Origin of the sequence: Aliivibrio sifiae, from assembly GCF_002954715.1 — a bacterium.
GTDB lineage: Bacteria > Pseudomonadota > Gammaproteobacteria > Enterobacterales > Vibrionaceae > Aliivibrio > Aliivibrio sifiae.
Genome location: NZ_MSCP01000001.1, coordinates 493,431 through 513,444, shown reverse-complemented (window position 1 = coordinate 513,444; position 20,014 = coordinate 493,431). Strand labels below are relative to the sequence as shown.

Sequence of the window (20,014 nt, the reverse complement as noted above, 5' to 3'; positions counted from 1 at the left end):
TAAATTTACTTATTCGCCTTTAGCTGCTTTGAAAGCGTCAGCCATTGCGTTACCGAAACCACCGTCTTCAGACTTAGTGTTCAGTGAAGCCATTGCTTCTTGCTCATCAGCTTCATCTTTAGCTTTGATAGATAGGTTAACTACGCGGTTCTTACGGTCTACACCAGTGAACTTCGCTTCAACGCTATCGCCAACGCTTAGGATTAGAGATGCATCTTCAACACGGTCACGAGAAAGCTCAGAAGTACGGATGTAACCTTCTACGCTATCTGCAAGAGTGATTGTAGCGCCTTTAGCGTCAACAGCTGAAACAGTACCGTTTACTAGAGTACCTTTCTTGTTGTCTGCTAGGTAGTTGTTAAATGGGTCTTCTTCCATTTGTTTAACACCTAGAGAAATACGCTCACGCTCAGCATCAACAGCTAGAACAACAGCAGAGATTTCGTCGCCTTTCTTGTACTCACGTACCGCGTCTTCACCTGTAGCATTCCAAGAAATGTCAGATAGGTGAACTAGACCGTCGATGCCGCCGTCAAGACCGATGAAGATACCAAAGTCAGTGATAGATTTGATCTTACCAGTAACGTGGTCGCCTTTAGCTTGCGCTTCAGCGAATGTCTGCCAAGGGTTAGCTTTACATTGTTTCAGACCTAGAGAGATACGACGACGTTCTTCGTCAATCTCAAGAACCATAACCTCAACTTCGTCGCCTACATTAACAACTTTAGAAGGGTGGATGTTCTTGTTAGTCCAATCCATTTCAGAAACGTGTACTAGACCTTCAACGCCTTCTTCGATTTCAACGAAGCAGCCGTAATCAGTTAGGTTAGTAACACGACCAGAAAGTTTGTGACCTTCTGGGTAACGCTTAGCGATAGCTACCCATGGATCTTCGCCAAGTTGCTTAAGACCTAGAGAAACACGAGTGCGCTCACGATCGAACTTAAGAACTTTAACATTGATCTCGTCACCAACATTTACGATCTCAGATGGGTGTTTAACACGCTTCCAAGCCATATCTGTGATGTGTAGTAGACCGTCAACGCCACCTAGATCAACGAATGCACCGTAGTCAGTAAGGTTCTTAACGATACCTTTAACTTCCATGCCTTCTTGTAGAGAAGCAAGTAACTCGTCACGTTCAACACTGTTTTCAGATTCGATAACAGCACGACGTGAAACAACAACGTTGTTACGCTTTTGGTCAAGTTTGATTACTTTGAACTCTAGCTCTTTGCCTTCAAGGTGCAGAGTGTCACGTACTGGACGTACATCAACAAGAGAACCAGGTAGGAATGCACGGATACCGTTAAGTTCAACTGTGAAGCCGCCTTTAACTTTACCGTTAATAACACCCATAACTGTTTCAGCATCTTCGTATGCTTTTTCAAGTTGAATCCAAGCTTCGTGACGCTTCGCTTTCTCACGAGAAAGTTGAGTTTCACCGAAACCGTCTTCAACAGCGTCAAGAGCAACGTCTACTTCAGAACCAACTTCAACTTCAAGTTCGCCAGCTGCGTTCTTGAATTGTTCAGCTGGGATAGCTGCTTCAGACTTAAGGCCAGCGTCAACAAGAACGAAACCGTTCTCGATAGCTACTACAGTACCTTTAACGATGCTGCCTTGTTGGAATTCAGTTTCAGATAGAAACTCTTCAAAGAGTTGAGCAAAAGATTCAGTCATTAATTTGATCTTCAATATTAAACGTCCATGGGTATCCTACCGCATGGGGTTGATAGTAAGGTTAGTTATCATCCTTGCAACTAACTAAGTTTCAATTATAGCTTAGATTCAATAAAAGCAATAGCTTGCGCTACAACTTCATCAATATTCATTGACGTTGAATCTAATACTAAAGCGTCTTCAGCAGGACGTAATGGCGCGACAGCTCTATTGCGGTCTCGATCATCACGTTCTTGAATTTCGCCTAAAAGACGGTCAAATTTAACATCTAACCCCTTCTGTTGCAACTGCTTCATTCGGCGATTCGCACGTTCTTCGGCACTTGCATCTAAAAATATCTTAACTTCTGCGGTAGGAAACACAACGGTACCCATATCACGACCATCTGCGATAAGGCCCGGTGATGCAGAAAATGCTCGTTGACGACGTAATAACGCCTCACGAACTTGCGGTAATGCAGCTACTTTTGACGCTGCCATTCCCGTTTCTTCTTTACGAAGCTCTGAAGATACATCTTCACCTTCAAGAATCACTTTAACTAGCTCACCTTCCGCTTTGAACTGCACATCCAAATTGGCAGCTAAAGGAACAAGTGCATCTTCTGATTCTAAATCAACACCATGGTGAATTGCAGCTAATGCTAATACACGGTATATAGCACCAGAATCTAATAAATTATAACCTAGCTTTTCTGCAAGTAACATGCACAAAGTGCCTTTACCTGCTCCACTTGGACCATCAACAGTAACGACTGGTGAATGAGTAGTCATGGAGTTCTCCATTAATTATTGTGATTGGTTTCTACGAGCGCATTATACCCAAGTCAGATTATTTATATACTTTAGTTTATTAAAAACTAAAAAAGCCCTATGTTTTTTACACAGGGCTTACATCAACGTAAATTTAATTGCTTTTACACTATGAATTACGCACTAAGTTCTTTCATTTTATCAAAATAGTCAGGGAAAGTTTTTGAAGTACAGCCGGGATCATTAATCGTCACAGGGGTATCACTAAGAGCAACTAAAGAAAAACACATTGCCATACGGTGATCGTCATAAGTATCAATGGCTGCATGCTGTAATTTTTCTGGTGGTGTGATCGTAATATAATCCTCACCTTCTTCTACTTTAGCACCGACTTTTCTCAATTCAGTTGCCATCGCAGTCAAACGATCGGTTTCTTTTACACGCCAATTATACACATTGCGAATTGATGTTGTCCCTTGTGCAAAAAGAGCGGCAGTGGCAATAGTCATAGCTGCATCAGGGATATGATTAAAATCCATATCAACGGCTTTTAATTCCCCTTTTCGAGCAATGACATAATCATCCCCCCATTCGATATCTGCGCCCATTGCTGCTAATGCATCAGCAAATTGAACATCGCCTTGAATGCTTTTTTTACCAATTCCAGTGACTTTTACTGCTCCACCTCTGATGGCTGCAGCTGCTAAGAAATAAGACGCAGACGAAGCGTCCCCCTCAACAAGAAAATCACCCGGCGCGACATACGTTTGATTAGCCGGAACAACAAATGTCTGATAATTCTGATTCTCAATCTCAACACCAAACGTGGCCATAATATCTAAAGTGATATCAATGTATGGTTTAGAGACTAAATCACCTACTATATTAATGGTTGTCTCTTTTGTTGATAATGGTGCTGCCATTAAAAAAGCAGTTAAAAACTGACTTGAGATAGAACCATCAATCTCAACAGTTCCTCCTTTAAGGCCGGTACCTTTAATTTTTAGCGGTGGGTAATTTTCATTTTCTAAATATTCAACATCTGCACCTGCGGCTTTCAATGCAGTTACAAGATGTCCAATTGGGCGTTCCTTCATACGAGGTTCGCCAGTAAGTACAAATTCACCACGTCCCAAACATAATGCTGCGGCTAATGGGCGCATTGCTGTACCTGCGTTACCAAGAAAAAGTTCCAGTGCTTCTTTCGGTTCAAAAGCACGACCTAAGCCCGTCACTTCACAAACCGTTTTATCTTCAGATAGTGTATATTCAACACCAAGCGCTTTTAATGCATTAAGCATGTGACGAATGTCATCACTATCAAGCAAATTAGTTAGTTTTGTTTTTCCAGACGCTAACGCGGCTAATAACAACGCACGGTTGGAAACACTTTTTGAGCCAGGTAGATTAATTTGGCCATCAATTTTTGAAATCGGTTGAAGAGTTAAGCTTTCCATGTTTATGTAAAAATTCCTGTACAAATAAATAATAATGCTATGCCTGCTATTTCACTCAGTTATTGCATAGCTGTTTCAGCTTTCATTGTTATTTTTTGTTATTCTTCATACTTTCAGAGTAACGAAAACCAAAGCGTTGTACCAGAGGCAATGTTGCCTCTTTACTTAAAAATAGTGAATCCTATTTCTTTTACTTATGACTATTTATCTACCACAACTTGATTCAAATGAAACAAGTCACTTTCCTAATGTTGAAAGTGCATTAACTGAACCTGATGGTTTACTAGCTATGGGAGGCGATCTATCGGTATCTCGGTTATTAAATGCTTATCGACAAGGTATCTTCCCTTGGTATAGTGAGAATGATCCTATTTTATGGTGGAGCCCAAGCATTAGAGGTGTTTTTCTACCTGACCTATTTTTACCATCAAAAAGTTTGAAAAAATTCTTCCGAAAATCAAACTATGAAATCACTATCAATAAATCGACAAATCAAGTGATTGAACTATGCGCCTCCACACGAGGTCCTGATGAAACGTGGATCATGCCTGAAATGATTCAAGCTTATAAACAGCTAGCAAAATTAGGGCATTGTCACTCTGTTGAAATATGGTCTGATAATGTGCTTATTGGCGGATTGTATGGTCTTCAAATAGGACAAGTTTTTTGTGGTGAGTCTATGTTCTCATTAAAAACAAATGCATCTAAAATAGCCTTATGGAAATTTTGTGAGCATTTTGTGGCTTCTGGCGGACAGTTAATTGATTGCCAAATGATGAACCCTCACCTTGAAAGTTTAGGAGCAGTCGAAATGGAAAGAGTCAACTTCACTATAAAATTGAATCAGCTAGCTAGCCAAACAGTAAGTTCACACTGTTATCTTCCACAACCAATTGGGAATAGTTTCTAGTCATGAGTCAATTTTCTCTTCAAGTGGGTTTAACTCCAGAGGGACCTTGTAGCTATCTCCCTGGACAACAAGAGCGTCTTGGTGTAGCTATGGATAGAGAGCTTCATTCTCCTCTTGGTTATCAAGCTTTGATTCGCTTGGGTTTTCGACGCAGTGGTTCTACTGTATATAAGCCGATGTGCGAAGCTTGTAATGCTTGTCAACCTTTAAGAATAAACGCGAATGAATTCATACCAAGTAAAAGCCAAAAACGAATTTTAAATAAACTATCCGCGTTTACTTGGGAAGTAAAAACAGAAATGGATAACGAATGGTTCGCATTATATGAACGATATATAACCACTCGTCATCAATCAGGCAGTATGTTCCCTGCCAGCGAAGAACAATTTTTTGAATTTTCTCAAGCAGAATGGTTACCTAGCCACTTTCTTCATATTTATGAAAACAACATTCTTATCGCAATTGCTGTAACCGATATTTTAATCGACTCAGTCAGTGCTATGTATACGTTTTTTGAGCCTGAACATGTGTTATCTCTAGGTACTGTTTCTATCCTAATTCAACTAAAGTTATGTAAGCAGTTGCAAAAAAACTGGCTCTACCCTGGTTACCAAATAGACGATTGTCCAGCCATGAAATATAAAGATCGATATAAACCTAACCAAAAGCTAGTAAATATGGTCTGGCAGGGGTAAAATGCCCACCAAACTTTACATACATCATTTTTAAGGGCATTATTGGCCGCTTAAAAATCAGCCAAAGCTATCTATATAAAGAGGATTCAATGGCAAAAGAAGACGCAATTGAGCTGCAAGGCACCGTTCTAGATACACTACCAAACACAATGTTTCGCGTAGAATTAGAAAACGGTCACGTTGTTACTGCTCATATCTCAGGTAAAATGCGTAAAAACTACATCCGTATTCTTACTGGTGACAAAGTAACAGTTGAAATGACTCCTTACGATTTATCTAAAGGCCGTATCGTCTTCCGTGCTCGTTAATTTGTCATTTTTAGCATGTTAATTTTTTAACTTGCTTTAAAATAATACAAAAAAACCCAGTCATTGACTGGGTTTTTTATTATCTAAACATTAACTAATGAACCGCTTCAGTCTCACTTGTAAACTCAAAAGCCAGTTCACCTTTAGTTAGTTTAACGCGAACCGTACCGCCGTTTACCAGCTCCCCAAATAACAATTCGTTTGCCATTGGTTTCTTAAGGTTCTCTTGAATAACACGAGCCATCGGCCGTGCCCCCATCGATTTATCATATCCTTTATCAGCAAGCCAATCTTTTGCATCTTGCGATACTTCCATTGATACACCACGGGCATCTAACTGTACTTGTAACTCAACAATGAATTTCTCTACAACTAATGAAATAACATCTTTACTTAAGTGTTCGAACCAAATGATATTATCTAGACGGTTTCTAAACTCTGGGGTGAAGATCTTCTTAATTGCAGCCATCGCATCGGTTGTATGATCTTGTTGAATCAAACCAATCGATTTTTTCACCGTTTCATGAACACCAGCATTCGTTGTCATTACGAAAATAACATTACGGAAATCAGCTTTACGACCATTATTATCTGTTAAGGTCCCGTTATCCATAACTTGAAGAAGCAAGTTAAAGACATCTGGGTGTGCTTTCTCAAGCTCATCAAGTAAAACAACTGAATGAGGATGTTTAATTACAGCATCTGTTAATAATCCACCTTGCTCATAACCAACATAGCCAGGAGGAGCACCAATTAATCGACTAACCGTATGTTGCTCACCGTATTCAGACATATCAAAACGAAGAAGCTCAATACCAAGTGCTTTAGCTAATTGAACGGTTACTTCTGTTTTACCAACACCTGTTGGCCCAGCAAACAAGAATGAACCCACAGGTTTATTATCTGCACCTAGCCCTGCTCGACTAAGTTTGATAGCTTCACATAGAGCATCGATACTGTGATCTTGACCAAATACCAACATTTTTAGCTTCGAATCTAGTTTCTTCAGTACATCTTTATCACTAGAAGATACTGATTTCTCAGGAATACGAGCCATTTTAGCTACCATTGCTTCAATGTCTGCAACATTGATGGTCTTCTTACGACGACTTACTGGTGTTAAACGGCAACGAGCCCCTGCTTCATCAATAACATCAATTGCTTTATCTGGTAAATGACGTTCATTAATGTATTTTGCTGATAGCTCTACCGCAGCACGAAGGGCTTTATTGGTATAGCGAACTTCATGATGCTCTTCGTATTTACTTTTCAAACCAATTAATATTTTAGTTGTGTCATCAATAGACGGCTCTAAAACATCAATTTTTTGGAAACGACGAGCTAAAGCGCGCTCCTTTTCAAAAATCGTACTGTGTTCTTGGTAAGTCGTTGAGCCGATACAACGTAATTTTCCGCTACTTAATAGTGGTTTAATTAAGTTAGCTGCATCAACTTGCCCACCAGAAGCGGCACCCGCACCTATAATCGTGTGGATTTCATCAATAAATAAGATCGCATGTTCTTCTTTCTCAAGCTGCTTTAAAATAGCCTTAAATCGCTTTTCAAAATCACCACGATACTTAGTACCAGCAAGTAATGAACCAATATCTAAAGAGTAAATAATACAATCTTTGATAACATCAGGAACTTGCCCTTCAACGATACGCCACGCAAGACCTTCAGCAATAGCAGTTTTACCTACCCCAGCTTCACCTACTAATAGTGGGTTATTTTTACGACGACGACACAGAACCTGAACAGTTCGTTCTAATTCTTCATCACGTCCAATTAATGGGTCAATCCCACCATTTTTAGCCACTTGGTTTAAATTGATAGCAAAGCTTTCTAATTTATCTTCAGAGTTAGCTTCTACTGCAGCTTCAACATTATTCGGATCAGAATTTTCATCACGATGCTCAGGCGCACCATGTGAAATAAAGTTAACAATATCTAATCGGCTGATGTCATTCTTTTTAAGGAGGTACGCGGCATGTGATTCTTGTTCGCTAAAAATAGCAACAAGTACATTAGCTCCAGTTACTTCATTACGACCTGATGATTGGACATGAAAAACTGCACGTTGAAGAACACGTTGAAAACTTAATGTTGGCTGAGTTTCACGGCTCTCATCATCAGCAGGAATAAGCGGTGTGGTTTGTGTAATGAATTCATCAATTTCAGTTGCCAATGCACCTAAATCTGCATGGCAAGCTAAAAGAGCTTCATGGGCGGATGGGTTTTCTAGTAGAGCGAATAACAAATGCTCTACTGTCATAAACTCATGGCGCTTTTCTCGTGCTCGAACAAACGCACTATTTAAACTCGCTTCTAATTCTTTATTTAGCATAGGAACCTCCCAAAACACCAAAAATATGGTGTAACGAACAAACTTACGCTTGTTCCATTGTACACAGTAGTGGGTGCTCATTATCACGCGAATATTCATTAACTTGCGCGACTTTAGTTTCAGCAACTTCAGCAGTAAAAACCCCACATACTGCTTTCCCTTCATAATGCACTGTTAGCATTAATTGTGTCGCTTTTTCCAAATCCATGGAAAAATATTTATCTAAAACTTCGACAACAAACTCCATTGGAGTGTAATCATCATTATTTAAAACCACTTTATACATAGATGGTGGTCTTAACTCTGTTTTCTCTTGCTCCAAAACATCTGAATCAGGAGAAATCCATTCATATAATTTGCTCATGTCGACAACTGATTAGTTAAATAACATTCTGTGATACTCAATGTATCCCCCTGCTATTGAGCCTAATCTAGACGGAGAACTACATCAAACAAAAGATGCTATTTTCATGTCTTTATCACTTATTTTTCATAAAATCGAATAGAAAAACAGCGATATTAAAGTAAAGGATAGGGGCTTTTTTTCTTTATCTCCACTTTATTTATCAATCTGATATTACTGATAATAATGTTAATCGCAAATATGATATTAAACACAAATGTTACAAAGGTAAACAGAATGTACTTGACTCCCTCTTGAGATTTAATAGAGTGTACTTGTTAGTGGTTATCAATTAAGCAAATTCTTAATTGATAAATATTATGCTAGGTAATTTAAAATGCAGAAGGATGTATAGCATGGCAACAGGTACAGTTAAATGGTTCAATAACGCCAAAGGGTTTGGCTTCATTTGTCCAGAAGGAGAAGATGGGGATATTTTTGCTCATTATTCCACAATAGAAATGGATGGCTACCGTACATTAAAAGCAGGACAAGCTGTCACCTACGAAATCCATGAAGGCCCAAAAGGCTTTCATGCAAGTGAAATCAAACCACTTGAAGGTGAAACTGTAAAATAATATTACGTAATTATGGCTAATTAAATAATATTAAAGGTGAGTATCGATACTCACCTTTTTTGAACCTATCGATTAAGAAACGCTCTAAAGACTTCCATTCATTCATCTAGGTAGCTAATTTGAAATATATTCTCTCACTTATTCTATTATTTACTCTATCGGGCTGTGTGTCCGAAACCTACCAAGAAAAAAGCACGGTAAACTTAGTTACGACTGGCGATATTAATAATACGCTTCAAGGGAAAAAGACGTTCTCTTGGCACCCCACTATCAGCGCCAATTATTTAAATAAAGAATTAAACAATAGAGATACAGAAGAACGATTTTCCCACTCATTAAAATCCTCATTAGAAAAGAGAGGGTTTCAATTTGTCGATAACGCGACTGATGCCGATTTCTATGTGGGTTATGGTTTAGGTCTAGAAGAAAACATTCAAGATGAAGATATCCTAGAAAAAACGGGGCTATTAACAGGGATACAACCAATTGGTGTTGAGAATGACGACTCAAAAAAGGCCAGTATTTTCATCGCTATCTTTTTACCAAATGAACCATATCAACAATGGTCAGTGTTAGCGCAAGGTTATACCAATTCCGATAATAAAATGTCTTTAGATGAATTGACTGAGTTTATGTTGCATAATCTAAAAAAATAAGCGCCTGAAATATAAAATAATAAAGCAGCCATCTGGCTGCTTTATTATTTTTATGAGGAGCAACTAATCTCCATCTTCTTACCCCATTCAGGAGGTAATTGAGCATATTGTTCAAATTCAGTATGTTCTTCAAATGGCTTTTCTAATAATAACGATAATATTTCTAGCTCACTAAAATCGCCCTGTTGAGCTTTATCAATTGCCTGCTGCGCCAAATAATTTCTAAGAATGTATTTAGGATTTACACTTCTCATTTTCTCACAGCGAAGTTCAACGCCATCCTCTTCCAATTCACAGCGAGTTAAATATAAATCCACCCATAACGTTGCCGCTTCTCGGTCAACAAACAGATCAACAATGGTTTGCTTGTCTTTACTATCCAAATAAGAAAGTGAACGCATAAATCGAGTGTAATCCACCGCATTTTGCGACAACAACTCAAACATCGATTCAAATAATCGACTATCCCCTTCTTGTTTAGAATAAAGTCCTAATTTATCTCTCATTAATTGGCTGAAGTAACCATGAAGTTGTGCTTCATATTGAGCCAAAGAGGATTCTAAGTCTGATTTATCAATTAATGGAGAAAGAGAGTGTGCTAGAGCAGACAAATTCCATAAGCCAATTCTGGGTTGCTGATTAAATGCATAACGCCCCTGATAATCAGAATGATTGCAAATATAACTAGGCTCGTAATCATCAAGGAAACCAAAAGGACCATAATCAAACGTTTGCCCTATAATCGACATGTTATCGGTATTCATAACACCATGTGCAAACCCAACAGCTTGCCACTGTGCAATCATAGAGGCAGTGCGATCAACAATCTCATCAAACATTGCAGCATAAGGACTATCTGATTCAAGGCAGTCAGGAAAGTGCCATTCAATCACTTTATCCGCTAATAATTTTTGTTCTGCCAATAAATTTGAATAAAACAAATGTTCAAAATGACCAAATCGAATATGGGATTCAGTGGCTCTAATTAATAATGCGCCTGTTTCATAGCCTTCTCGAAAAACAGCGGTATCACTTGTCATCATTCCTAAAGCCCGTGTAGTTGGTATATTGAGCCCCACCATAGCTTCACTACACAAATATTCTCTGATAGTTGAACGTAGTACAGCACGACCATCTCCAGTACGAGAATATGGCGTTCGTCCCGCACCTTTTAGATGAAGATCAAAGCTAACTCCTGATTTATCGATAATTTCGCCCAATAAAAGTCCTCGTCCGTCTCCAAGGTCTGGATTGTAACTACCAAACTGGTGTCCTGCATATTTCATTGCTAAAGGAGAAAAAACAGAAGGGAGATTATCGCCTGAAAATGCAGACAGCAATTCAGGAGTATTATCAGGGATCAGCGGTAATCCAAATTGTTCAGCTAACTCACTATTCCACATAACCCAACGCGTATTATCTAACGGACTAGGATTTACATGAGTAAAGAGACAGCGAGGTAATTTAGAATAACGGGTAGTAATCAAAAAAGCGTTCCAAAAAGACATTTGTGCATTCCATTAACGAGCAATATCGTAACGCTAGCATATTGATAAATGATATGACAGAAATGAAAAAAGCCGCACTAACCATAAGGTTAATGCGGCTTTTTCAATTTGGTACGCCCTGAAGGATTCGAACCTTCGACCACCTCCTTAGAAGGGAGGTGCTCTATCCAGCTGAGCTAAGGGCGCTCTATGGGGTAGGATTATACGAATATACGAAATCAGATCAATCCTTTTCTTATCATTATCTTACCGAATGCTGAAAAAAAGGACAGATCGTGCATTGTTTGATCTAAACTCTCGCTTAAAATCATTTTTTAGATGTAAAGTGAATATCAATACAATATACGAGTATATTAAATACGAAAAAGCAATCGTTTGCGTTATAGCAATTACTTATTGTTTCTGCGACAATAAGCAGGTCAATCAGTATTAGACCGCTAAAGGAACACTATGACCGCTCAAATTATCGATGGAAAACTAATTTCTCAAACCGTTCGTTCAGAAGTTGGCGCTCGTGTTAAAGCTAGAGTCGACGCAGGGCTTCGAGCTCCAGGCTTAGCTGTTGTACTTGTTGGGCAAGATCCCGCTTCTCAAGTTTATGTAGGCAGTAAACGCCGAGCTTGTGAAGAAGTTGGTTTTGTTTCAAAATCCTATGATTTGCCGACAACGACAACAGAAGCTGAATTACTGTCTATTATTGATACATTAAACCAAGATGCTGAAATTGATGGCATTTTAGTTCAACTTCCTCTTCCAGCAGGAATGGATAGTACTAAAATCTTAGAACATATAGACCCTGAAAAAGACGTTGATGGTTTCCATCCATACAACGTTGGTCGCCTATCTCAACGAATTCCGAAACTCCGTTCATGCACGCCAAAAGGCATAATCACTTTACTTGACCGTTACAATATTCAAGTTCGTGGTATGCATGCTGTTGTTGTTGGTGCATCAAACATCGTTGGTCGCCCAATGACACTTGAGTTACTACTTGCGGGCTGTACCACCACCACTTGTCATCGATTCACCAAAGATCTTGAGCACCATATCCGTCAAGCTGATCTGGTAGTGGTTGCAGTAGGTAAACCTAACTTCATCCCTGGTGAGTGGATAAAAGAAGGCGCAGTCGTGGTCGATGTAGGTATTAATCGCCTAGACAGCGGTAAGCTTATTGGTGACGTTGAATACGATGTCGCAAAAACAAAAGCAAGCTATATCACTCCTGTTCCAGGAGGTGTTGGCCCTATGACAGTTGCTAGCTTAATTGAAAATACATTACTGGCCTGTGAGCAATACCACAGCAAATAATCAAATAAAGTGACAAAAATATCAATAGGCGACTTTTTAAGGTTCGCCTTTTTTATACCTGCGCGTTGCCACATTTCTCAATTAATTTTTATTCTATTTTCAGTTTTTTCTTGGACAAAATAAGGGTTTAGTTACTAACCTTAGATAAGAACGATTTGGAACTATGGATGACAAGAGGAAATGGATATGAGTATTTTTGACCACTATCAAGCCCGTTATGAAGCAGCAAAAGATGAAGAAATATCACTGCAGGATTTCTTGTCATTATGTAGTAACGACAAAAGTGCTTATGCAAATGCAGCAGAAAGACTTCTTATCGCTATTGGCGAACCAGAAGTAATCGACACTGCACTTGATCCTCAGCTGAGTCGTATTTTTTCTAATCGTGTCATCTCTCGCTATAAGACCTTTAAAGACTTCTATGGTATGGAGGAGCCAATTGAACAAATTGTTTCTTACCTTAAACATGCTGCCCAAGGTCTCGAAGAGCGCAAACAAGTACTTTACCTATTAGGTCCAGTAGGTGGCGGTAAATCATCATTAGCTGAAAAACTAAAAAGCTTAATGCAGAAGTTACCCATTTATGTCTTGAGTGCTAATGGAGAACGAAGCCCTGTCAACGACCACCCTTTCTGTTTATTTGATGTCACAGAAGATGGCGAGTTACTAAAAAAAGAATACGGAATTGAGCCTCGCAATCTACGTTCAATTATGTCTCCGTGGGCAGCAAAGCGATTACATGAGTTCGGTGGTGACATTACCAAATTTAAAGTGATCAAAGTTCACCCATCAATTATCGACCAAATCGGGATAGCAAAAACAGAACCGGGTGATGAAAACAATCAAGATATCTCATCTCTTGTTGGTAAAGTAGATATTCGTCAATTAGAGCATTTTGCCCAAGATGACCCCGATGCATATAGTTACTCAGGCTCCTTATGTAAAGCTAACCAAGGCTTAATGGAGTTTGTAGAGATGTTTAAAGCGCCAATCAAAGTACTTCACCCTCTACTAACAGCAACACAAGAAGGTAACTTCAACGGTACAGAAGGATTATCAGCCCTGCCTTTTGATGGCATGATTTTAGCGCACTCAAATGAGTCAGAATGGCAAACTTTCCGAAACAATAAAAACAATGAAGCCTTTTTAGATAGGGTTTATATCGTCAAAGTCCCTTATTGTTTACGTGTTTCAGAAGAAGTTCGAATTTACCAAAAACTACTTGAACACAGTGAACTTTATCATGCCCCTTGTGCCCCAAGTACCTTAGATATTTTGGCTCAGTTCTCTATATTGTCTCGCCTTAAAGATCCTGAAAATTCATCACTGTTCTCTAAAATGCGTGTTTATGATGGTGAAACACTAAAAGATACCGATCCAAAAGCCAAAAGTTACCAAGAATATAAAGACTTCGCAGGAGTCGATGAAGGGATGTCAGGCTTATCAACTCGATTTGCCTTTAAAATCCTTTCTCGTGTATTTAACTTTGATCAAACTGAAGTTGCAGCGAACCCTGTCCACCTTTTCTACGTCATAGAACAACAAATCGAACGTGAACAGTTTGCTCAAGACATTGCAGACAAATACACCGAATTTGTAAAAGGATTTTTAGTACCTAAATACGTTGAATTTATCGGTAAAGAAATTCAAACCGCCTATCTTGAATCTTACTCTGAGTATGGTCAGAACATCTTTGACCGTTACGTTGTCTATGCTGATTTTTGGATCCAAGATCAAGAATATCGAGATCCAGATACAGGTCAATTATTTGATCGTTCAGCTCTGAATGATGAGCTAGAAAAAATAGAGAAAACAGCTGGAATAAGTAATCCAAAAGATTTCCGAAACGAAATCGTAAATTTTGTTCTGCGTGCTAAAGCCAATAATAATGGCCAAAATCCAATATGGACAAGTTACGAAAAGCTGCGTGTCGTTATTGAGAAGAAAATGTTCTCAAATACCGAAGATCTACTGCCTGTGATTTCATTTAATGGAAAAACATCCACTGATGATCAGAAAAAACACGACGATTTTGTTGCTCGGATGATGGAAAAAGGCTACACCAAAAAACAAGTTCGCTTACTAGCGGAATGGTACTTACGTGTGCGTAAATCTTCATAATAAAACTCTTTTATTTTCGAGATTATGTTGCAGCTCATTACTTAATGAGCTGCCCCTAGCAAAATAAGGGGTAACTAATGGCTCAATTTATTGATAGAAGATTAAACGGGAAAAAGAAAAGTACCGTCAACAGACAGCGCTTTATCCGCCGTCATCAAGAACAGATTAAACGTGCCGTCTCTGATGCCGTTAATCAACGTTCAGTAACAAATATAGAAGACGGTGAAAGTATCTCTATTCCTAAGGGAGATATATCCGAGCCTGTTTTTCACCAAGGTCAAGGAGGCGTACGAGAACGCATCCTTCCTGGTAACGATCAGTTCATCAGAGGCGATAAAATAGAACGTCCACAAGGAGGCAGTGGCGGCGGTGCTGGAGATGGCGACGCCAGTGCTGATGGAGAGGGTGAAGATGAGTTTAGTTTTCAAATCTCCAAAGATGAATATCTAGATATCCTATTTGAAGAACTTGAACTACCTAATTTAGAAAAGAATCAAGTTCAAAAAATTACAGAGTGGGAAACTCACCGAGCAGGCTACCAAACGGCTGGCGTCCCTTCTAATATCGATATTGTTCGTTCATTACAACAATCTCTTGCTCGTAGAACCGCCATGACGGCAGGGAAAAAACGACTGCTTACTCAATTAGAAAAAGAGTTAGAGGAGATTAAAAACAGCGAACCAGCTCAACCTCTCTCAGTACGTAAGATGAAAGAAGAAATCGAAACATTACGAGAAAGAATTAAGAACGTGCCTTATATTGATTCTTTTGATTTACGTTATAAAAATTACGAGCGCACCCCTATTCCATCAAGTCAGGCGGTCATGTTCTGTTTAATGGACGTGTCAGGTTCAATGGATCAAGCAACGAAAGACATCGCTAAACGTTTTTATGTACTGCTTTATCTTTTCCTTACTCGTACCTATGAAAATGTCGAAGTCGTTTTTATTCGCCATCATACTCAAGCAAAAGAAGTTGATGAACACGATTTTTTCTACTCCCAAGAAACGGGAGGAACAATGGTCTCCAGTGCATTAAGACTAATGAAAGAAGTAATTGCTGAGCGATTCCCTGTCAATGAATGGAATATCTATGCAGCACAAGCCTCTGATGGGGATAATTGGGCAGATGATTCACCAAAATGTAAAGAGTTGCTTACCGCATCTATTCTCCCTTATTGCCAGTATTACTCTTACATTGAAATAACCAAACGCCACCATCAGACCTTGTGGACAGAATATGAAAAACTCACTCAAGGATTTGATAATTTTGCGATGAAAAACATTCGATCGGTTGAAGATATTTATCCTATTTTCAGAGAGTTATTTCAAAAACAATTGGCTTAGGAGGCACTATGAAAAGGAAAGCAATGCTACCTGACGGGCCAGATTGGACCTTTCAAATATTAGAGCAGTATCATGTGGAAATAAAAAAGGTCGCGCAACACTACCGCCTTGATACTTACCCCAATCAGATTGAAATCATCACGGCAGAACAAATGATGGATGCTTACTCTAGCGTAGGTATGCCAATAAACTACCATCATTGGTCTTTTGGTAAAAAATTCATTCAAACAGAGCAAAACTATAAACATGGCCAAATGGGACTAGCGTATGAGATTGTAATTAACTCCTCTCCATGTATTGCCTATCTAATGGAAGAAAACACCATCACAATGCAAGCCTTAGTAATGGCTCATGCGTGTTATGGACATAATTCTTTTTTTAAAGGTAACTACCTTTTCCAAACATGGACAGACGCCAGTTCTATTGTTGATTATCTATTATTTGCTCAACAATACTTAACCCAATGTGAAGAAAAATATGGGGCAGATGAGGTAGAAAAAATCCTCGATTCTTGTCATGCATTAATGAATTACGGCGTTGATCGCTATAAACGTCCTGAGAAAATTTCTATCGCAGAAGAAAAAATTCGTCAAGAAGACAGAGAGTCTTACCTTCAATCTCAAGTAAATGACCTATGGCGAACCGTACCAAAATCAAAAGAGGAAAACAATGAAGAAAAAATACGATTCCCTTCCGAGCCGCAAGAAAATATTCTTTATTTCATAGAGAAACACGCACCATTACTTGAATCATGGCAACGAGAAGTGGTTAGGATTATAAGAAAAATCAGCCAGTATTTTTATCCTCAAAAACAAACCCAAGTGATGAATGAAGGCTGGGCCACCTTCTGGCATTACACTATTTTGAACCATTTATATGATGATGGGCTAGTCTCTGAAAAATTCATTTTAGAATTCTTACATAGCCATACAAATGTCGTCGCGCAACCGGCTTACAACAGTCCTTATTTCAGTGGCATTAATCCCTACGCGTTAGGCTTCGCTATGTTCCAAGACATCCGCCGAATTTGCGAAGAACCGACAGATGAAGATAAAGAATGGTTTCCTGAATTAGCCGGTAGTGACTGGCTCGATGCCGTACATTTCGCGATGCATAATTTTAAAGATGAAAGCTTCATTAGTCAGTATTTATCGCCAAAGCTTATTCGTGAATTTAAATTATTTTCGATTCTAGATAACGATAAAAATAAGCATATTGAAGTCAACGCGATTCACGATGAAACAGGCTATCGAGAAATAAGGGAGAAGTTAGCTGCTCAATATAATCTAAGTAATTTAGAACCTAATATTCAAGTATGGAATGTAGATGTGAGAGGGGACCGTTCTTTAACGCTCAGACATATTCCCCACAATAGAATCCCATTAGATAAGAGTCATGCTGAAGTGATGAAACATTTACACCGTTTATGGGGGTTTGATGTTGTGCTTGAAGAAGTTATTTCATTTAACCGAGCAGAAATCATTTCTTCTTGCCCAAAACGTAATTACTACAATACGAGTATTTGATACTTATTCTTGATTATTCAAGCACAAAAAAGCCTTGAAGTAGTAATACTTCAAGGCTTTTCATTTTAACCGCTCTTTATTATAGAGAAGTTTTCCGATATTAGATTGACGCTAGCGCTGCATTTAATGTCGCACTTGGACGCATCTCTTTTGCTGCTAGTTCAGCAACGGGTTGGAAATAACCACCGACGTTACCAACAGCACCTTGCGCTGCATTTAACTCATCCACAATTTTTGCTTCATTAGATGTTAATGTTTCAGCTAATGAACCAAAGTAAGCTTGAAGTTCTGCATCTTTTGTTTGTGCTGCTAATTCTTGAGCCCAATACATTGCTAGATAGAAGTGGCTACCACGGTTATCTAACTCACCGACACGACGAGATGGTGACTTATTCGTCTCAAGGAACTTAGATGTTGCAGCATCTAGCGTATCTGCAAGGATTTGTGCTTTTGCATTGCCCGTCGTAACGCTTAAATGCTCAAACGATGCTGCTAATGCTAAGAACTCACCTAGAGAATCCCAACGTAAATGGTTTTCTTTTTCAAACTGCTGAACGTGTTTTGGAGCAGAACCACCAGCACCAGTTTCAAACAGGCCACCACCATTCATAAGAGGAACAATAGACAGCATTTTCGCTGATGTACCAAGCTCTAAAATTGGGAATAGATCCGTTAGGTAATCACGCAGTACATTACCCGTTACAGAGATAGTATCTTCACCTTTAATAATACGCGCTAACGTATATTCAGTGGCTGCAACAGGAGACAGTATTTGAATATCAAGACCTGTTGTATCGTGATCAGCAAGATAAGTATTTACCTTCTTAATCAACTCAGCATCATGAGCACGATTTGCATCAAGCCAGAAAATAGCTGGAGTACCTGTTGCACGAGCACGATTTACTGCTAATTTAACCCAATCTTGAATTGGTGCATCTTTTGCCTGACACATACGCCAGATATCGCCTTCACCTACCGAGTGTTCAATCAGTGCTATACCAGCACCATCAATAACTCGAACAATGCCCGCTTCAGGAAGAATGAATGTCTTATCATGAGAACCGTATTCTTCTGCTTTTTGGGCCATTAGGCCTACGTTTGGTACAGAACCCATTGTTGTTGGGTCAAATGCACCATTCGCTTTACAGAATTCAATCACGGCTTGATAAACACCGGCATAACAACGATCTGGGATCATCGCTTTAGTATCTTTTAATTGACCATCTGGCCCCCACATACGACCTGAAGTACGTAATGCAGCAGGCATAGAAGCATCAATGATCACATCACTTGGTACATGAAGATTCGTGATACCACGGTCGGAATCGACCATTGCAAGCTCTGGTTGATATTCGTAAACAGCTGCAAGATCAGCTTCAATCGTTGCTTTTTCAGCTTCTGGCAATGAGGCTATTTTAGTGTAAACATCCCCTACACCATTATTTGCATCAACACCTAGCTTTTCAAATGTCGCAGCATGTTTTGCAAACACCTCTTTATAGAACACTTTTACGGCATGACCAAAAATAACAGGATCTGATACTTTCATCATGGTTGCTTTCATATGCAAAGAAAGCAGAACATCTTCCTCTTTCGCTTTTTTGATTTCAGCTTCGAAGAATTCAACTAACGCTTTTTTACTCAAACAAGAGCCATCAATGATCTCTTTATCTTTTAGCGCTAAGCCTTCTTTAAGAACAATAACATCACCATTCGCAGCAACAAACTCGATAGTTACGTTGGTCGCACCATCAATCGTTACTGATTTTTCGCTTGAGTAAAAGTCTCCTTCACTCATGCTTGCTACGTGTGATTTAGAATCTGTAGCCCATGCACCCATTGAGTGTGGGTTATTACGAGCATATTGCTTAACTGCACCAGGCGCACGACGGTCAGAGTTACCTTCACGAAGAACAGGGTTTACCGCAGAACCTTTAATCTTGTCATAAACCGCTTTAACGGCTTTTTCTTCATCTGTTTTTGCTTCTTCTGGGTAATTAGGAAGAGCATAGCCTTTCGCTTGAAGCTCTTTAATTACCGCATGAAGTTGAGGAATTGACGCACTAATATTTGGAAGTTTAATGATATTTGCTTCTGGCGTTTTTGCTAATTCGCCAAGCTCTGCTAATGCATCACTAATACGTTGTTCTTCGGTTAAATACTCAGAAAAGTTAGCAATTACACGACCAGCAAGTGAGATGTCGCGCGTATCAACGTCAATATCCGATGACGCTGCAAATGCTTGGATAATTGGAAGAAGTGAATGTGTCGCCAATGCTGGCGCTTCATCAGTGATAGTATAGATAATCTTAGATTTTTGCGTTGTCATTTAATTTCCCTATTTAATCCACAAAACCCACAACAAAACGTATAATGAGTTTTGTAATTTACCGACTTTATTTTTATTAGTCTCTTGTTT

General features: G+C 39.1%; 16 protein-coding genes and 1 tRNA gene. 9 read left to right on the top strand and 8 right to left on the bottom strand.

Annotated elements, in window-relative coordinates; all coding sequences use genetic code 11:
- Positions 1 to 9: 9 nt before the first annotated feature.
- The 3 genes from rpsA to aroA all read right to left on the bottom strand — a co-directional run bounded on the left by rpsA (position 10) and on the right by aroA (position 3,889).
- Entirely contained in the window at positions 10 to 1,683 is a 1,674-nt protein-coding gene (gene rpsA / locus BTO23_RS02295) for a 30S ribosomal protein S1 (RefSeq protein WP_060991473.1), read from the bottom strand.
- A gap of 95 nt (positions 1,684 to 1,778) precedes the next feature.
- Positions 1,779 to 2,453, bottom strand: a complete 675-nt coding sequence (cmk, locus tag BTO23_RS02290) for a (d)CMP kinase (protein ID WP_060991474.1) — start codon at positions 2,451 to 2,453, stop codon at positions 1,779 to 1,781.
- Positions 2,454 to 2,608: 155 nt separating this feature from the next.
- Positions 2,609 to 3,889: a 3-phosphoshikimate 1-carboxyvinyltransferase gene (gene aroA, locus BTO23_RS02285; protein WP_060991475.1), complete on the bottom strand. Its 1,281-nt coding sequence runs from the start codon at positions 3,887 to 3,889 to the stop codon at positions 2,609 to 2,611.
- Positions 3,890 to 4,085: 196 nt separating this feature from the next.
- Here aroA and aat point away from each other — a divergent pair, with 196 nt between their 5' ends.
- From aat to infA, 3 genes are all read left to right on the top strand, one after another.
- Positions 4,086 to 4,799: a leucyl/phenylalanyl-tRNA--protein transferase gene (gene aat, locus BTO23_RS02280; RefSeq protein WP_060991476.1), complete on the top strand. Its 714-nt coding sequence runs from the start codon at positions 4,086 to 4,088 to the stop codon at positions 4,797 to 4,799.
- 2 nt (positions 4,800 to 4,801) lie between these two features.
- Positions 4,802 to 5,494 carry an arginyltransferase gene (locus BTO23_RS02275; protein ID WP_105062874.1) on the top strand — a complete coding sequence of 231 codons (693 nt, stop codon included), beginning with the start codon at positions 4,802 to 4,804 and terminating at the stop codon, positions 5,492 to 5,494.
- A gap of 89 nt (positions 5,495 to 5,583) precedes the next feature.
- Entirely contained in the window at positions 5,584 to 5,802 is a 219-nt protein-coding gene (gene infA, locus BTO23_RS02270) for a translation initiation factor IF-1 (protein ID WP_005420180.1), read from the top strand.
- A gap of 94 nt (positions 5,803 to 5,896) precedes the next feature.
- Here the strand turns inward: infA and clpA are convergent, their stop codons facing one another.
- Positions 5,897 to 8,149 (bottom strand): ATP-dependent Clp protease ATP-binding subunit ClpA, encoded by a 2,253-nt coding sequence (gene clpA / locus BTO23_RS02265; RefSeq protein WP_060991478.1) that lies wholly within the window; start codon positions 8,147 to 8,149, stop codon positions 5,897 to 5,899.
- A 43-nt stretch (positions 8,150 to 8,192) separates the two neighbouring features.
- A complete protein-coding gene (gene clpS / locus BTO23_RS02260; protein ID WP_060991479.1) occupies positions 8,193 to 8,513 on the bottom strand; it encodes an ATP-dependent Clp protease adapter ClpS in 321 nt (106 codons plus the stop codon).
- A gap of 395 nt (positions 8,514 to 8,908) precedes the next feature.
- On the opposite strand from clpS, the gene cspD reads away from it, so the two are divergent.
- Both cspD and BTO23_RS02250 read left to right on the top strand, forming a co-directional pair.
- Positions 8,909 to 9,130: a cold shock domain-containing protein CspD gene (gene cspD / locus BTO23_RS02255; protein ID WP_060991480.1), complete on the top strand. Its 222-nt coding sequence runs from the start codon at positions 8,909 to 8,911 to the stop codon at positions 9,128 to 9,130.
- 119 nt (positions 9,131 to 9,249) lie between these two features.
- A complete protein-coding gene (locus tag BTO23_RS02250) occupies positions 9,250 to 9,786 on the top strand; it encodes a DUF4136 domain-containing protein (protein ID WP_060991481.1) in 537 nt (178 codons plus the stop codon).
- 50 nt (positions 9,787 to 9,836) lie between these two features.
- On the opposite strand, the gene BTO23_RS02245 is transcribed toward BTO23_RS02250, so the two are convergent.
- Together BTO23_RS02245 and BTO23_RS02240 are read right to left on the bottom strand one after the other, a co-directional pair.
- Complete coding sequence (locus BTO23_RS02245) at positions 9,837 to 11,294, bottom strand: protein adenylyltransferase SelO (protein WP_105062873.1); 1,458 nt, start codon at positions 11,292 to 11,294, stop codon at positions 9,837 to 9,839.
- A 109-nt stretch (positions 11,295 to 11,403) separates the two neighbouring features.
- Positions 11,404 to 11,480 (bottom strand) — tRNA-Arg (locus BTO23_RS02240).
- Between the two features lie 264 nt (positions 11,481 to 11,744).
- Here BTO23_RS02240 and folD point away from each other — a divergent pair.
- The 4 genes from folD to BTO23_RS02220 all read left to right on the top strand — a co-directional run bounded on the left by folD (position 11,745) and on the right by BTO23_RS02220 (position 17,595).
- Positions 11,745 to 12,602, top strand: a complete 858-nt coding sequence (folD, locus tag BTO23_RS02235; RefSeq protein ID WP_060991483.1) for a bifunctional methylenetetrahydrofolate dehydrogenase/methenyltetrahydrofolate cyclohydrolase FolD — start codon at positions 11,745 to 11,747, stop codon at positions 12,600 to 12,602.
- Positions 12,603 to 12,788: 186 nt separating this feature from the next.
- Positions 12,789 to 14,723 carry a PrkA family serine protein kinase gene (locus BTO23_RS02230; RefSeq protein WP_061002935.1) on the top strand — a complete coding sequence of 645 codons (1,935 nt, stop codon included), beginning with the start codon at positions 12,789 to 12,791 and terminating at the stop codon, positions 14,721 to 14,723.
- A 77-nt stretch (positions 14,724 to 14,800) separates the two neighbouring features.
- Positions 14,801 to 16,069: a YeaH/YhbH family protein gene (locus BTO23_RS02225; protein WP_061012996.1), complete on the top strand. Its 1,269-nt coding sequence runs from the start codon at positions 14,801 to 14,803 to the stop codon at positions 16,067 to 16,069.
- An 8-nt stretch (positions 16,070 to 16,077) separates the two neighbouring features.
- Positions 16,078 to 17,595 carry a SpoVR family protein gene (locus BTO23_RS02220; protein ID WP_060991486.1) on the top strand — a complete coding sequence of 506 codons (1,518 nt, stop codon included), beginning with the start codon at positions 16,078 to 16,080 and terminating at the stop codon, positions 17,593 to 17,595.
- A gap of 100 nt (positions 17,596 to 17,695) precedes the next feature.
- On the opposite strand, the gene BTO23_RS02215 is transcribed toward BTO23_RS02220, so the two are convergent.
- Positions 17,696 to 19,924, bottom strand: coding sequence for an NADP-dependent isocitrate dehydrogenase (locus BTO23_RS02215; protein ID WP_061012998.1), 2,229 nt, complete (start codon positions 19,922 to 19,924; stop codon positions 17,696 to 17,698).
- Between the last annotated feature and the right edge of the window lie 90 nt (positions 19,925 to 20,014).